General features: G+C 43.6%; 14 protein-coding genes, 1 tRNA gene and 1 other annotated feature. Of the genes, 3 read left to right on the plus strand and 12 right to left on the minus strand.

Annotated elements, in window-relative coordinates; all coding sequences use genetic code 11:
- Window positions 1–121: 121 nt before the first annotated feature.
- From clpX to ilvB, 10 genes are all read right to left on the minus strand, one after another.
- Window positions 122–1,384 (minus strand): ATP-dependent protease ATP-binding subunit ClpX, encoded by a 1,263-nt coding sequence (clpX, locus tag ACZ07B_RS05365; protein ID WP_003229613.1) that lies wholly within the window; start codon window positions 1,382–1,384, stop codon window positions 122–124.
- A gap of 271 nt (window positions 1,385–1,655) precedes the next feature.
- A complete protein-coding gene (tig, locus tag ACZ07B_RS05370; protein WP_003229611.1) occupies window positions 1,656–2,930 on the minus strand; it encodes a trigger factor in 1,275 nt (424 codons plus the stop codon).
- A gap of 227 nt (window positions 2,931–3,157) precedes the next feature.
- Window positions 3,158–4,162: a DNA damage checkpoint antagonist DdcA gene (ddcA, locus tag ACZ07B_RS05375; protein WP_003229609.1), complete on the minus strand. Its 1,005-nt coding sequence runs from the start codon at window positions 4,160–4,162 to the stop codon at window positions 3,158–3,160.
- A gap of 118 nt (window positions 4,163–4,280) precedes the next feature.
- A complete protein-coding gene (gene leuD / locus ACZ07B_RS05380; protein WP_163130495.1) occupies window positions 4,281–4,880 on the minus strand; it encodes a 3-isopropylmalate dehydratase small subunit in 600 nt (199 codons plus the stop codon).
- A gap of 12 nt (window positions 4,881–4,892) precedes the next feature.
- Window positions 4,893–6,311 (minus strand): 3-isopropylmalate dehydratase large subunit, encoded by a 1,419-nt coding sequence (gene leuC, locus ACZ07B_RS05385; RefSeq protein WP_003229604.1) that lies wholly within the window; start codon window positions 6,309–6,311, stop codon window positions 4,893–4,895.
- A gap of 49 nt (window positions 6,312–6,360) precedes the next feature.
- Window positions 6,361–7,458 (minus strand): 3-isopropylmalate dehydrogenase, encoded by a 1,098-nt coding sequence (gene leuB / locus ACZ07B_RS05390; RefSeq protein ID WP_124058793.1) that lies wholly within the window; start codon window positions 7,456–7,458, stop codon window positions 6,361–6,363.
- A gap of 20 nt (window positions 7,459–7,478) precedes the next feature.
- Window positions 7,479–9,035 (minus strand): 2-isopropylmalate synthase, encoded by a 1,557-nt coding sequence (locus ACZ07B_RS05395; protein ID WP_087614649.1) that lies wholly within the window; start codon window positions 9,033–9,035, stop codon window positions 7,479–7,481.
- Window positions 9,022–10,050, minus strand: a complete 1,029-nt coding sequence (gene ilvC, locus ACZ07B_RS05400; RefSeq protein WP_003222549.1) for a ketol-acid reductoisomerase — start codon at window positions 10,048–10,050, stop codon at window positions 9,022–9,024. Before ilvC ends, ACZ07B_RS05395 begins: the two co-directional genes overlap by 14 nt.
- A gap of 23 nt (window positions 10,051–10,073) precedes the next feature.
- A complete protein-coding gene (gene ilvN, locus ACZ07B_RS05405; RefSeq protein WP_004399096.1) occupies window positions 10,074–10,592 on the minus strand; it encodes an acetolactate synthase small subunit in 519 nt (172 codons plus the stop codon).
- Window positions 10,589–12,313: an acetolactate synthase large subunit gene (gene ilvB / locus ACZ07B_RS05410; protein WP_015251528.1), complete on the minus strand. Its 1,725-nt coding sequence runs from the start codon at window positions 12,311–12,313 to the stop codon at window positions 10,589–10,591. The genes ilvN and ilvB overlap by 4 nt, the downstream gene beginning before the upstream one ends.
- A gap of 121 nt (window positions 12,314–12,434) precedes the next feature.
- Window positions 12,435–12,681, minus strand: a binding site (T-box leader).
- A 446-nt stretch (window positions 12,682–13,127) separates the two neighbouring features.
- Here ilvB and cotQ point away from each other — a divergent pair.
- The 3 genes from cotQ (at window position 13,128) to ACZ07B_RS05425 (ending at window position 15,090) form a co-directional block, all read left to right on the plus strand.
- Window positions 13,128–13,463, plus strand: a complete 336-nt coding sequence (gene cotQ, locus ACZ07B_RS05415) for an inner spore coat protein CotQ (RefSeq protein ID WP_464876980.1) — start codon at window positions 13,128–13,130, stop codon at window positions 13,461–13,463.
- Between the two features lie 163 nt (window positions 13,464–13,626).
- Window positions 13,627–14,082 carry a GNAT family N-acetyltransferase gene (locus tag ACZ07B_RS05420; protein ID WP_464876981.1) on the plus strand — a complete coding sequence of 152 codons (456 nt, stop codon included), beginning with the start codon at window positions 13,627–13,629 and terminating at the stop codon, window positions 14,080–14,082.
- A gap of 183 nt (window positions 14,083–14,265) precedes the next feature.
- Window positions 14,266–15,090 (plus strand): YsnF/AvaK domain-containing protein, encoded by an 825-nt coding sequence (locus tag ACZ07B_RS05425; RefSeq protein WP_464876982.1) that lies wholly within the window; start codon window positions 14,266–14,268, stop codon window positions 15,088–15,090.
- Between the two features lie 63 nt (window positions 15,091–15,153).
- On the opposite strand, the gene ACZ07B_RS05430 is transcribed toward ACZ07B_RS05425, so the two are convergent.
- Together ACZ07B_RS05430 and ACZ07B_RS05435 are read right to left on the minus strand one after the other, a co-directional pair.
- Window positions 15,154–15,227 (minus strand) — tRNA-Arg (locus tag ACZ07B_RS05430).
- Between the two features lie 130 nt (window positions 15,228–15,357).
- On the minus strand, window positions 15,358–15,867 hold the full coding sequence (locus ACZ07B_RS05435) for a metallophosphoesterase (RefSeq protein WP_464876983.1): 510 nt from the start codon (window positions 15,865–15,867) through the stop codon (window positions 15,358–15,360).
- Between the last annotated feature and the right edge of the window lie 7 nt (window positions 15,868–15,874).

A 15,874-nucleotide genomic window follows, 5' to 3' on the forward strand; every position in this document is an offset into this window, starting at 1 on the left:
TCCAATTCATTCCTCTGATTGCTAGTATCTCCCATAGAAGACGGGAATAAACGTTTTTCCAGAAGAGTTGCATGCAAAAAAACCTCCTGAGTGTTACCACTCAGGAGGTTTGTGCTTATCTTTATGCAGATGTTTTATCTTGACTTACCTCAGTGCCGTCTTTTAATAAGAGGCGAGGAGGCTCTCCATGTGTCACAGTTGCCCCGGTAATTACACATTTTTCAATGTCATCACGAGAAGGCAGCTCAAACATCACATCAAGCATGATGCCTTCAATGATGGAACGGAGTCCGCGTGCTCCAGTCTTGCGTTCAATTGCTTTTTTAGCAATTTCAGAAAGCGCTTCTTCTTCAAACTCAAGCTCAACGTTGTCAAGCTCAAGCATTTTCTTGAATTGCTTAACAAGAGCGTTTTTCGGTTTTGTTAAGATCGCAACCAATGCTTCTTCGTCAAGCTTTTCAAGGCTTGCAATAACCGGAAGACGTCCGATAAATTCAGGAATTAACCCGAAACGGAGCAAATCTTCAGGAAGCACTTTTGAAAGAAGATCTTCTTTCTCAAGATCAGCAGCTTTATTGTCGGCACCGAATCCAATCACTTTTTGGCCTAAACGGCGTTTGATGATTTGTTCGATACCATCGAAAGCTCCGCCGCAAATGAACAAAATATTTGTTGTGTCAATTTGAATGAATTCTTGATGAGGATGCTTACGTCCACCTTGAGGCGGTACGCTTGCCACTGTACCCTCAAGAATTTTAAGCAATGCCTGCTGTACACCCTCACCTGACACATCACGTGTGATAGACGGGTTTTCAGATTTTCTAGCCACTTTATCGATTTCATCAATATAGATAATGCCTTTTTCGGCTTTTTCCACATCATAATCAGCAGCTTGGATGAGCTTCAAGAGAATATTCTCTACATCTTCACCCACGTATCCAGCTTCAGTCAAAGATGTAGCGTCCGCAATCGCAAACGGCACATTTAAAATGCGAGCCAAAGTTTGCGCCAGAAGGGTTTTACCGCTTCCCGTAGGGCCGATTAATGAAATATTACTTTTTGAGAGCTCAACATCATCAACTTTGCTGTTAGAGTTAATGCGCTTATAGTGGTTATACACAGCAACAGCAAGTGATTTCTTCGCTTGATCTTGGCCGATGACATATTCATTCAAAATTTCGCGAATTTCCTGAGGCTTTGGTACGTCTTTAAATTCTACTTCTTCTTCTGTTCCGAGTTCTTCCTCTACAATTTCAGTGCAGAGTTCGATACATTCGTCACATATATATACACCAGGTCCAGCTACAAGCTTACGAACCTGATCTTGTGTTTTTCCACAGAACGAGCATTTTAATTGTCCTTTTTCCTCGTTAAATTTAAACATTCTTTCACCCCTTAATCTTGTCTCACTTTTTCTTTTACCGGCAGAGCAAAAGAAAATGATTCTTGAAACGAACGAGTATGTATTGCATTTTACCATACTTTCCAAAAAGACGGTAACAATGTGTTTCTGACTTGCACATTCTATATGTATGACAAAAAACAGCCCTGCATTAACTATATTGCCCCAAGAAAAAGAGATAACTCATAATTGTACAAAACAAGGCACGAATGATTCGCGCCCTGTTTTATTAGTACTATTATTATGCACCATATTAACGGTTTTCTACAAGAAAATCAATCGCTTTGCGAACTTTTAAATCTTCTTTCATCGCGTCAGTAGAACCGATGGCTTGTTTAATATTTTCAACAGGCATGTTGTATGCTTCAGCCATTTTTGTAAGCTCAGCATCAACTTCCTCATCTGATACTTCAAGGTTTTCCGCTTTCGCAATCGCCTCAAGAGTCAGGTTAGATTTTACGCGTTTTTCAGCATCTTCTTTCATTTGCTCTTTAAGCGCAGCTTCATCTTGGCCTGAGAATTGAGTGTAAAGCTCAAGGTTCATGCCTTGCATTTGCAGACGCTGTTCGAATTCTTTCAGCATGCGGTCAAGCTCAGTGTCGACCATTGCTTGCGGAACATCGATTTCAGCGTTTTCAGAAGCTTTCAGAACAAGCTCTTCACGCAATTTAGCGTCAGCTTCGTTTTCTTTTGCTTCTTCTAAACGTTTCTTTGTTTTTTCAGTTAATTCAGCAAGTGTTTCCACTTCTTCATCGATATCTTTTGCGAATTCATCGTCAAGCTCAGGAAGCTCTTTCGCTTTGATTTCGTGAATTTTCACTTTAAACACAGCTGGTTTGCCTGCAAGATCTTCAGCGTGGTACTCCTCAGGGAATGTCACTTCAACATCCTTCTCAGCACCTGCTTCAAGGCCAACTAATTGATCTTCGAAGCCAGGGATGAATGAACCAGAACCTACTTCTAGAGAGTAGTTTTCAGCTTTTCCGCCTTCGAAAGCTTCGCCGTCAACGAATCCTTCGAAATCAAGAACAACTGTGTTTCCTTCTTCAACAGCGCCTTCTTCTTTTACAACAAGCTCAGCTTGACGCTCTTGAAGGGCTTTTAGTTCGTTTTGAACATCTTCGTCAGTTACAGTTGTGTCGTCTTTTTCAATGCCCAGGCCTTTGTATTCGCCAAGCTTCACTTCAGGTTTTACTGTTACTTTCGCAGTGAAGATTAAGCTTTCGCCTTTTTCGATTTTTTCAACATCGATTTCAGGACGGTCTACAGGCTCGATTCCAGCTTCTTCAACCGCTTTAGGGTATTCTACAGGAAGAAGAATATCCAAAGCATCTTGGTAAAGAGCTTCTACGCCAAAGCGCTGTTCGAATAATCCGCGAGGAATTTTACCTTTACGGAATCCAGGAATTGAAACTTGTTTTACTACTTTTTTAAATGCATCATCAAGTGCTGTTTTAAACGTTTCAGCATCAACTTCAACCGTTAAAACGCCTTCGTTGCCTTCTTGTTTTTCCCATTTTACAGACATGTGTTTCCCTCCAAAAATCTATTCAGGTTGTGTCGGTCTTCCATTCTAAAGCAATCATTCGGCTTCGTCCAACAAAAACAAAGCTGCCAAAGATCAGAATCATTATGTATAGATGTTAATAATGAACTGCAAAGCCTGTCCAACCGTATTTCTTATAACCCGTTATACACAAATACAACCACTATATTATAACATAACACATAGCGCTTTCAACTATATGGCGCGATTTACAAATAAGAAATTTCTTCAATATCTTTTAACATTGTGCAAGCTTCATCGAGTTCTCTGTCTGTAAATTCATACATCATATGAAGTTCTTCGCTTTCAATTTCAATCCCGTGCATCTCGTAACCGACTTTATGAAGGGCAGCCGCCCAAAGGTCAGCCGACAGCAATTTCGGCTGGAACGGATATAAAACGTACAAATGTCTTCTCCACAATTCTTCTACTGCCGCATATAAGGTTGGATTTTCATTTCCAAGTGTCTCATCCAGCACCCTGAGAACACGGTGCAGAATCGGGGCGGCATCAGGCGGAACAATCTCAGACGGTTCAATTGTCAACGACTCGCCAAATTTGCTAATGTGTACAGGTTTACTGTACTCATGCTCAGCTAACAGCATGACAATCATTGTTTTGATAATCGGATGGGCTGAGGGGTCTTGGAGGATTGTTTTGAGCAATCCTGTATACTTTGCTACGTTACGGTCTTTTAAGGAATGGATGAGATTCATTTGCTCCTCAGGGCTTGCCAGCACTTTCTCGGTGTCAATTGTATCCTCATATTCTTCGGCCCAAGCCTCGTCCTCACGATCTGGATCGGTCATTTTCCGGCTGAAATCCAGCAGCTTATAAAATTGCTCGGCGCTTTCTGCCGGCAGCTGATTTTCTTCCAAAACGGCTTCAATGGTGCTTTTTACTTCCTCGTATTTTTTGAGCTGAATTAAGATGGTCATGTACACCTGCAAAACCGTAAAATAATGGCCATAACCTTCTTTGAGCATCTTCTCGCACACGCTTTCTGCCTCTTCCAGCTCGCCCAGCTCTAAAAAGCAGATGGCCATCCCTAAGTGAAGATCGGATTCAGTATCATCATATTTCATCGCTTCTGAAAACAGTTCAAGCGCTTCTTGATACTTTTTTTCCTTTAGTGATGACATCCCTTTTTCCACAAGGCGGTCTTTCAGATGAGGAAAAGGAATAATTTTTGCGTTCTTCTTGTCATGCGTCATACCTATATTCCTTTCAGGCATTTATTTTGTTCAAGTGTATCAACACCTGTGAACAAACACAAGAAATGAAAGGTTTCACCAGGCAAAAAAAGCCGCCGGACAAATACCGGCCGCTTTTTCAGGCTTGAAGCCAAGAGCTTCTTTGTGATTCAAATTGCTTGATTTCATCTTCCAGCAGCAGCGTTAATGAAATTTCATCATATCCGTTGATCAGCATCTCTTTCCAATGCGGATCAACTTCAAATGAAATTTGATTGCCTTCACTGTCATGAATCAGCTGATTTTCAAGGTCAACAGTCATTTGCAATGACTGGTTTTCATACTGGCCGACAAGCTGTTTCCAATTGTCATATGGCATGCGGATCGGAAGCATGCCGTTTTTAAAGCAGTTCTGATGGAAAATATCAGCGAATGACGGCGCAATGATAATTTTAAACCCATAATCATCAAGTGCCCACGGAGCGTGTTCACGCGATGACCCGCAGCCGAAGTTTTCTCCTGCTATTAAAATGGAAGCTCCTTGATAAACAGGCTGGTTTAATTCAAATTCAGGGTTCGGTTTACCATTCGCATCATATCTCCAGTCAAAGAATGCAAAACGCCCGTAGCCTGTTCTTTCAATCCTCTTCAAAAATTGCTTAGGAATAATCTGGTCTGTATCCACATTGATCCGATTTAATACGGCTGCTTTCCCCGTATGTGATTTCAAAGGTTCCATCTCGCGCACTCCTTACACAACTGTTTTTTCCTGATAAAACTTTCTGACATCAACGAAGTGTCCGTGAATGGCAGCCATCGCAGCCATTGCCGGGCTGACGAGATGTGTTCTTGCACCTTTTCCTTGTCTGCCCTCGAAGTTGCGGTTAGAGGTTGATGCACAGCGCTCTCCCTCAGGAACAACATCATTATTCATACTCAAACACATGCTGCAGCCTGACTCTCTCCATTCAAATCCAGCTTCCAAGAAAATCTGGTCAAGCCCTTCTTTTTCAGCCTGAAGCTTCACGCTTTGGGATCCGGGCACGACGATGGCCCTTACGCTGTCAGCTACCTTCTTCCCTTTGATCATGTCAGCAGCCTGTCGAAGGTCAGTCATGCGGGAATTTGTGCAGGAACCGATAAATACGTGCTCCACTTTAATGTCTTCAATTTTCTGATGAGGAGTCAGTCCCATATATTCATAAGCGCGAATCGCTTCTTTTTTATCATCTTCTGCAGAAAAGCTTTCCGGCGCAGGAACTTCAGAATCGACAGGAAGAACCATTCCCGGGTTAATGCCCCATGTCACCATAGGGGAAATTTTGTTGCCGTCAAGGACGATAGATTTATCGTAAACAGCGCCCGGGTCTGTGCGCAGCGCCTTCCATTCCTCTACGGCCTTGTCAAATTCTTCGCCTTTTGGCGTGTACTTGCGATTTTTGCAATATTCAAACGTCACCTCGTCAGGTGCAATCAAACCTGCTCTTGCTCCTGCTTCAATTGACATGTTACAAACAGTCATTCGTTCATCCATCGTCATATTTCTGAATACTTCCCCAGTGTATTCAATGACGTAGCCTGTGCCGAATTTCACACCGTATTTGCCGATGACAGCAAGGATGACATCCTTTGCCGTCACCCCTTTTTGAAGCGTTCCATCTACGCGCACTTCCAGTGTTTTTGGACGCTGCTGCCAAAGTGTCTGTGTGGAAAGGACATGTTCAACTTCACTCGTCCCGATTCCAAATGCAAGAGCGCCGAAAGCGCCATGTGTTGATGTATGACTGTCACCGCACACAATCGTTTTCCCTGGAAGCGTTAAGCCCAGTTCAGGGCCGACGACATGGACAATCCCTTGATCCACACTGTGAAGATCGGCAAGGCGCACGCCAAATTCCTCACAGTTTCTTTCAAGCGCCGTTACTTGGCGTTTCGCAACTTCATCCTTTATCTCAAAACGATTGACAGTCGGAATGTTGTGGTCCATTGTCGCAAATGTGTTTTGGGGTCTTCTGACCTTTCTTCCCTTTTGTCTCAAGCCTTCAAATGCCTGAGGAGATGTCACCTCATGAATGAGGTGCAAATCAATATAGAGAAGATCCGGCTTTCCCTCACCATGTTTTACAATATGCTGATCCCAAATCTTTTCGATGATTGTTCGAGGCATCATCTTTTATTTCCTCCCTCTACCTAGAGCTAAGACCGCTTAACGTAAGCTGTCACACATTAGAAATTGTATTTTCACTCATGATTGCTGCCTTAACTTCCTCTGTAATGGCTTGAGTGCTGCTGAACTCTTCACCCCGTGCCAAGTCTCTTGTTCTTTTTCCAGAAGCCAAGACTTTGTTTACCGCATCTTCTACAGCTTTCGCTTCCTCTTCAAGCCCGAAAGATGTTCTCAAAAGCATTGCCGCTGACAATATGGCTGCGAACGGATTTGCCATCCCTTTACCGGCAATATCAGGCGCGGAGCCATGAACAGGTTCAAACAGATGAAGACCAGAGCTTGATAGGCTGGCTGACGGGAGCATTCCGAGCGAGCCTGTAAGCATGGACGCTTCATCGCTTAAGATATCACCGAACATATTTTCAGTCACCACGACATCAAATTGATTCGGTGCATAAATTAGCTGCATGGCCGCGTTATCCACAAGCATGTGCTCAAGCTTCACATCAGGAAACTCTTGTGCAACGTCCTCAGCCACTTCACGCCACAGCCGGCTTGATTCAAGAACATTCGCTTTATCTACAGAGGTCACTTTGCCTTTTCTGGCTGCCGCCATTTTGAAGCCCTCTCTGATCACCCGTTCAATTTCCGTTCGCTTATAAAACAGTGTATCTACTGCTTCCTGCTCACCTTCAGTGTTTACATAGCGTTTGCTCGGCTGTCCGAAATACAAGCCGCCTGTGAGCTCACGAACGATAACGAAATCAACATTATCTATATATTCTTTTTTCAAAGGCGAAGCGTCAGAAAGGCTTTCAAATACCTTCACAGGCCGCAAATTCGCAAACAAATCAAGCTGTTTTCTGATGCTGAGCAGCCCTTTTTCCGGTCTCAGATCCGAAGGATTTTGATCCCATTTCGGTCCGCCGACAGCGCCAAGCAATATCGCGTCTGCATTTTTACAAGCAGCAACGGTTTCCTCCGGGAGGGGGTTATGATGTTCATCAATAGCCGCCCCTCCAATCAGGCCATATTCAAATTCAAATTCATGGTTAAAGCGTTCGGCAACACTTTTCAGTACGTCTGTCGCTGATTCTAATACTTCAGGGCCGATCCCGTCTCCGGGCAATAGAGCAATACGTTTCTTCAAGTTAACCGTTCTCCTTTCTTTTATGATCCGACAGCTGTGTGGTTTTTCAATCCGCTCATATTCGACTGGAAAACCAATTGACGGTTTACTGCGTTCAAATAGGCTTTCGCTGATGCTTCTAATACGTCTTGCGCTATGCCCCGCCCTGCTGATTCTTTTCCGTTCACCAAAACTCTTACATACACCTGGGCAAATGCATCTTCGCCTTTTCTGTTAGACTGAATGCGGTAGTCTAAGAGCTCCACGTCCTTATCGATGCAGCGCTCAAGCGTATTGTAGATTGCTTCCACGCTTCCAGCTCCAGTTGCAGCTTCCTGAATAAGCTCTGCGTTTTCTTGATTTTTCAAGGAAAGAGTAGCCGTAGGGACCTGACTTGTTCCGTAATGTACTTGCAGAGAAAGAAATTCATACCCAATCTTGCGATCTGTTACTTTTTCTTCTAAAATAAGAGAAACAAGATCCTCATCAGTGATTTCTTTTTTCTTCTCAGTCAACTCTTTGAACATCGTAAAGAATTTATTAATCTCTTCACTGTCAAATTGGAATCCTAAAGCAGTCAGCCGGTCTTTAAATGCGTGGCGTCCGGAATGTTTACCTAGGACAAGCGCATCTGCGGTTACGCCGACAAGCTCCGGTGAAATAATTTCATAAGTCGATTTTTCTTTTAAAAAGCCGTCCTGATGGATGCCTGATTCATGAGCAAATGCATTATCTCCAACAACCGCTTTGTTGCGCGGGACAGCCATGCCTGTCAGTTTGCTTACTAAATCACTTGTTCTCTTAATCTCGTTCAGTGTAATACCTGTTTCGACTTGGTAGAAGTCTTTTCTGGTATGGAGGGCTACGGCAATTTCCTCTAGTGCCGCATTTCCGGCTCTTTCACCGATCCCGTTCACAGCGCATTCGATTTGATCAGCGCCATTCTCAATCGCAGCAAGAGAGTTTGCGACTGCCATTCCTAAATCATCATGACAGTGGGCTGAAAGCTTTGCTTTGTGAATGTTCGGAACGTTTTCCTTCATATATTTAAAGATATTTCCGTATTCCGCCGGGGCCAGGTAGCCGACAGTGTCCGGAAGATTGATAACACTGGCGCCTGCGTCAATCACTTTCTCGACGATTTCTGCTAGAAACGGCAGTTCAGTGCGGCAGGCATCTTCAGCTGACCATTGCACAATCGGAAAACGTTCTTTTGCGTATTTCACCATTTCAACCGCTCTTTCAATGACTTGCTCACGTGTCATTTTCAGCTTGTGCTTCAAATGAATATCCGATGTGGCGATAAAAACATGAATTCTCGGATGAGCACCTTCTTTTAACGCTTCCCAAGCAGCATCAATATCACCTTTTACACAACGGGCCAGACCAGTTACTGAACAATTTTTAATGGTTCTTGCGATTTCCTGAACAGCTAAAAAGTCACCTCGGGACGAAGCGGGAAATCCCGCTTCAATGATATCTGCCCCGAGTCTTTCGAGCTGCTTAGCTATGGCAAGTTTCTCCTGTGTATTCAAGTTCACTCCAGGGGACTGTTCACCATCACGAAGCGTCGTATCGAAAAAATTAATTTTGCGCAACGGAGACCACCGCTTCCTTCTTCTTGCCTTGTTTCACAAACGGCATCATTTCACGAAGCTTTCTTCCCACTACTTCGATTTGATGTTCGTTCTCGCTTGCATTGATAGCGTTGAAACGAGGACGGTTTACTTGGTTTTCGACGATCCACTCTTTTGCGAATGTACCGTTTTGGATATCTTTTAATACTTCTTTCATCGATTCTTTTACTTTAGCGTCCACAACGCGAGGACCTGATACGAAATCTCCCCACTGTGCTGTGTCAGAGATTGAATATCTCATTCCTGCAAGTCCTTCTTCGTACATAAGGTCTACGATTAATTTCAGCTCATGAAGGCACTCGAAGTATGCAAGTTCAGGCTGATAACCTGCTTCAGTTAATGTTTCAAATCCGGCTTTGACAAGCGCGCTTAATCCGCCGCAAAGAACCGCTTGCTCACCGAACAAATCTGTTTCTGTTTCTTCTTTAAATGTCGTTTCTAATACGCCCGCTCTTGCGCCGCCGATTCCTTTAGCATAAGCGAGGGCTTTGTCTCTTGCTTCTCCAGTCACATCTTGATAGATTGCGAACAATGCAGGTACGCCAGCTCCTTGCTCATATGTTCTTCTTACCAAGTGTCCCGGGCCTTTAGGCGCCACTAAGAATACATCTACATCCGCCGGAGGAACAATTTGATGGAAATGCACGTTAAATCCATGAGCGAATACTAATGATTTTCCTGCTGTCAATTCATCTTTGATTTCAGCTTCGTATACTTTTTGCTGCTGTTCATCCGGAAGCAGAACCATGATGATTTCGGCTTGGGCTGCCGCTTCTTTTACTGAAAATACTTTATGTCCGTCTTCTTGGGCTTGAGTGAAAGATTTTCCTTGTCTAACACCGACGATCACGTCTACTCCGCTTTCTTTAAGGTTCAGGGCATGTGCGTGGCCTTGCGAACCGTACCCGATAACCGCTACTGTTTTTCCAGCCAATACGTTCTCTTTGATATCACCGTTATAATATACTTTTACCATTTCAATCTCTCCCTTGTTATGTTTTATACAATAGATATTGTTTTATTGGATGACGCCTTTTGCTGAGTTCCCCTCGCAAAAGCCGTTGTACCTGTTCTCGCGATTTCTTTAATGCCATAAGGTTTTAATAACTCAATAAGCGCTTCAATTTTGTTAGATTCACCTGTCACCTGAACAACGATGCTGTCTCTGCTGACATCAACGACAGAGGCTCTAAACGGTTCTATGATTCCATTAATCTCTGTTCTCGTTGAAGGCGCGGAGACAACCTTGATTAAGGCCAGCTCCCTCTGGACAATCGATTGATTTGTGATGTCTGTGACTTTCAGCACATCAATCTGTTTGTTGAGCTGTTTCGTTAACTGTTCAACATCATTTTCTCCTTCAACGTGAACGACGAAGGTGATTCTGGAAACGCCGGCTGTTTCTGTGTGTCCAACTGTAATGCTTTCAATGTTGTAATGCCTTTTTGTGAATAGACCGGTGATCCGGTTTAACACCCCGGAGCGGTTCACCACAGTCAATGTGATAATTCTTTTCAAGGTTTCACCCCCACCATTTCATGCAGCCCTTTCCCCGGAGCCACCATCGGGAATACTTTTTCTTCGCTGGCAACCCGCACGTCAATGACAACAGGTTCTCTTGATGTTAATGCCTCTTCCAGCTTTTCCTTTGCTTCCGCTTCTGATGAAATTCTGATGCCTTTAATGCCGTATGCTTCGGACAATTTGACGAAGTCAGGCTGAGAAGCGAATTTAGATTCTGAATAACGTTCTTCATAGAAAATTTCCTGCCACTGTCTGACCATTCCGAGACAAGCGTTATTTAAAATCACTACCTTGACCGGAAGATTTAATTCGCGAATAACATCGAGTTCTTGAAGCGTCATTTGGAATCCGCCGTCTCCGACAACCGCGACAACAGTAGCATCTTTTTCGGCCAGCTGTGCGCCGATCGCCGCCGGAAGACCGAATCCCATCGTTCCAAGTCCGCCTGACGTGACCCATTTATCTGCTTTTTGGAACGGATAAAATTGCGCTGACCACATTTGATGCTGGCCTACATCTGTTGCGACAATGGCCTCTCCTTTTGTAAATTGATGAATATATTCAATCAATTTCTGAGGTTTAAAACCTTCTTCTTCATTATCTACATACCAGAGCGGATACTCTTCTTTCCATTCTGCGAGCTGTTTTTTCCATTCGCTTGAATCGCTTTGTTTGCCGTCTTGTTTGATCAGCTCCTGCAGGACAATTTTGCTGTCTCCGACTACAGGAATCTGTGTTTTCATGATTTTTCCGATTTCAGCTGGATCAATATCGATGTGGGCTATCTTTGCGTTTCTGGCAAAGTGTTTCAGGTTTCCTGTGACACGGTCATCAAAACGGGCGCCGATACTGATTAATAGATCACATTCATGAAGGGCCATATTGGCTGTATAAGTACCGTGCATTCCCGCCATCCCTAGGAAAAGCGGATGGTCAGCCGGGAAGCCTCCGAGCCCCAAAAGGGTGTGTGCCACAGGGATTTGCTGCTGTTCAGCATAATTTTTTAATTCTTCTGACGCTTTTCCGTGCAGTACGCCCGCACCCGCCAGGATCACCGGTTTTTTCGCACTGCTCACGGCTTCCACAAGCTTGCGGATCTGCAAATAATTCGGCTCTGTTGTCGGCTGGTATCCCGGGAGATTCATCTCATGATCGTAGCTGAATTCTCCTTCAATTGTTGCTACATCTTTCGGAATATCAATCAATACAGGTCCGGGTCTTCCAGTTGTTGCAATATGGAACGCTTCTTTAATGATGCGCGGCAGATCTTCCGGCTGGCGAACCTGGTAGCTGTGTTTTGTTACTGGCATCGTAATCCCTAAAATGTCTGCTTCCTGAAATGCATCGCTCCCGATTACAGAGGTTGCTACCTGCCCTGTAAAGACAACTAACGGCAATGAATCAATCATGGCATCAGCAAGGCCTGTAACAAGGTTTGTCGCTCCCGGTCCTGACGTGGCAATGACGACACCCGGTTTTCCGGAGACTCTTGCGTATCCCTCCGCTGCATGAATTGCTCCTTGTTCGTGACGGGGAAGGATATGTACCAACCCTGAATTGTATAGCTTATCGTAAATCGGAAGCACAGCCCCGCCCGGATAACCGAAGATCATTTCTACTTTCTCTTTTTTTAATGATTCAATCAGCATTAATGCTCCGCTCATCGTCTGTGTACATTTGGCAGATGCTGAATCTACCTGTACATTAGTCCCCATTTTAGTTCCTCCTTTTGGATTTTCATCCTTTAAAGATCATCTTTTCACTAGCTAGATAGCTGATTATTCAATAAAAAAAGCCCTTCCGCCCACAATCAGCCGCGCAGTAACTGCGATAGCTAAAAGGGGCGAAAAGGCTTTTCTTTCCGCGGTACCACCCTTGTTTACGGCCTGTTAATCGGCCGTCTCATGGATATTTCTATCCGCTTTAGTAACGAGTGAATCAAGTTCACCCGGCCAAGTCCTACTGTCATTTCAGACTGGCACTCTGAGGCGAGTTCACCTTGTAAAGCTTCGCCGGTTCTCAGCTAACCCGGTTCTCTGTGGAAAGCTTTATCAAGGCTACTTATCCTCATCTGCGCTTTTCATATTCAGCCTTCGGAACGGCTTTCCAGCTGTTCAAGAAGGTCGTTCGTTTTTCATTTTTTTAGAATCATACTGCGATGATTTTCGCTTGTGAAGCTTGCGTTTATCTTTTGTTGAACTCATATTACGCCGCTTTGGACGCAGTGTCAACAGCATTTTTTAAAATTATTAGACAATTTTGATTAATCAATCTATATTGTATACGCTTTCATTATTGGTACAAAAGGAATTGCAAATGTTAAAAGTTTTTATAATTTTTTTATTAATCTATCAAGAATACACCAGAATTATTTAATTTTATATAAACATGTAAGATTTTATAACACGCTATGGTTCGTATATGGATTGAGTCTGACAGATCATCTTGCAATCCATTTCAATTTCGGATAGGCACCCCTATTATTCCCCGGCATACATTAATGGTATCTTGCAAAGAAAAGGTGATACGATGAATAAATCATTAGCAGACATGCAAGGATTCCCTACAGGCTTTCCAAGCTTCCCGAGCTTTCCGCAGCAGTACTATCCTGCTGTCCCTTCCTTTTACCAGCAAAGCCATCAGCCATTTGGAGGCTACGGATACGGACAGCCGTTCAGCCAGGCATATAGCCCGTTAACCACTCCCTCTGCTATGTACTCCTCTTATCCATACACTTCAGATTTTTTCGGGCAGCAATTTTCAGGCACTGGCTTCAGCGGCCATAGCGGCGGGTTCAGTATTCCGGCGACACATGTCGGCGGTTTTAGCGGAACAGCCGGTGTGCATGGAGGCTTTAGATATTAAAGAAAACTGCAAGGGCCGAACACGATTTCGGCCTCTTTTTTGCTTTCAAGCATCTTTTAAAGCTCATACATTCCAAAAAGGCTTCAATACTGTCAGATTATCTGTCTTTATAGTTGGAAACAGGATCGAATATGATTAAGATGAATGTTTGAGGAGGAATAAAATGTATATAAAACTAGATGATTTAACTTGTCATCAGGTGGTTTCACTGGTGAATGAGCATTTACATAGCATGATGCTTATGTCCCCGCCGGAAAGCATCCATGCCTTAGGTTTAGAGAAACTAAGAGGCCCTGGAATAACATTTTGGAGTGCATGGGAGGGTGATGAGCTAGCCGGTTGCGGAGCGCTAAAAGAACTGGACAGCCGGCACGGAGAAATCAAATCAATGCGAACAGCTGCATCACATTTAAGAAAAGGCGTTGCCAAACAAATTCTCCAGCATATCATTGAAGAAGCTGGAAAGCGAGGCTATGAGCGGTTAAGCTTAGAAACGGGTTCAATGGCTTCATTTGAGCCGGCAAGAAAGTTGTATGAAAGCTTCGATTTTCAGTACTGTGAACCGTTTGCAGACTATGTTGAAGATCCAAACAGTGTGTTTATGACGAAGGAATTGTGAGACGGCTTTATAAGGATAGATAAGTACAGAGGAAGGTCTGTCTTATCTATCTTTTTTTATATTCACACATTTTTCACCTTTATGATACACGCCAATGTTTTCAATTTTGTTTAATTCAAAGAACAGCGGGAATTACAAACGACATGAACGATATCATGCAAATTCATAAAGGAGGAGATTGATATGAAAAGCATAGTTGGTGTATACGATACCCCGCAGGAAACCATCGCAGCGATTGAAGGCTTACTCACAAAAGGCTATGATTCTGATGACATTTCTGTTGTGACAAGCCGGCGAGATACAGATTATTTGGAGTCACGTACAGGAACAGAAGTCAATCAAGCCAGCGATGCACATCAGGACGAATCTGAATCTTTTTTCGATAAACTGAAAGATTATTTCACAATGGATGATACTGCTACACACAGCAAAGCATTATCCGATTTGGATATTAAAACTGATGAAATAGACAAGTATCAAGAAGATTTGGATGACGGAAAACTTCTGGTAGCCGTCGATACAGATGCAGATGTAAATGCTCCTATTGATAACGGCAATGCCCTTTCAGGCGGCTTTTCAAGCACAAATGAAATGGCGGATTATACAACGAAAGAAGAAAAAACGATGCCGCTCCGGGAAGAACAGCTGAAGGTCGATAAGGAAGACGTTCAAACCGGCGAAGTAGAGATAGGAAAAGAAGTGAAAACAGAAAAAAGAGATATGGACATCCCGGTGAGACATGATGAAATTTATGTCGAACGTCGTCCAGTGGATGAAAACAAAACGGATGCTTCTCCCGTCAACGATTCGGAAGAGATCAGAGTTCCAATCGTTGAGGAAAAGCTGGAAGTGACTAAAAAACCGGTTGTCACTGATGAAGTGGTTGTCGGCAAACGCACCGTTGAAGAAAATGAACATATTTCTGAAACTGTGAAAAAAGAAGAACCTCGTCTGAATAAAGAAGGAAAAGTTGACGGCTTGGATGATGATCCGTTAAATAACAAATGAAAATCATAGACCGACAACAAAAAACCTCAAATCCAATTAGGATTTGAGGTTTTTCTTTTGGTACGTCCCAGGAGAGATTCGAACTCCCGACCGACGGCTTAGAAGGCCGTTGCTCTATCCAGCTGAGCTACTGGGACACGTTTTGTTTTTTTGTTTTTCGCTTTAACTATCAGCGACAAGATTTATTATATATGGGATGCAATAATAAGTCAACGGTTTTTTAGAATTTTTTTCATGAGGAAGAAAATTTTCTTCCTCATGACATTTTCATAGTGTGACTCGGTTTTGCAGATCCTCAATTTCATTACCTGCTTGGTCGTAAAAACGGACTGTCGCAGCATCATTTTCTAATGTCAGTATAGCATAGCTTTCTGTCCTTCGCACCCTCGGAAGCCGGATGCTGCCTGGGTTAATCATCAGTTTTTCGCGCAGCACTTCGCTTCCCGCGATGTGCGAATGCCCGAAGCAGATAATATCCGCTCCGAGCTCCTCTGCACGATAGTATACGTTTAACAAGGTCTCTTTTATACCGTGAAGGTGGCCGTGTGTGACCAGTATTTTTCTTGAGCCGGCATTCAGAAGAAGCTCGTCCTTAAAATCGCCGGCAAAATCGCAATTGCCTTTTACAACCGCATAAGGCTCCAATGCAGGATGCCTCGTTTCAAGCTCAGAGTCCCCGCAATGAATCATGAGATCAACTTCTGCCTCATGCCGTTTCGCAATGGTTTGGAGTTCTTCTTCAAGCCCATGGCTGTCACTGATAATCAGCACGTTCATGTACAAG

This window comes from Bacillus sp. 9.4 (assembly GCF_055486415.1).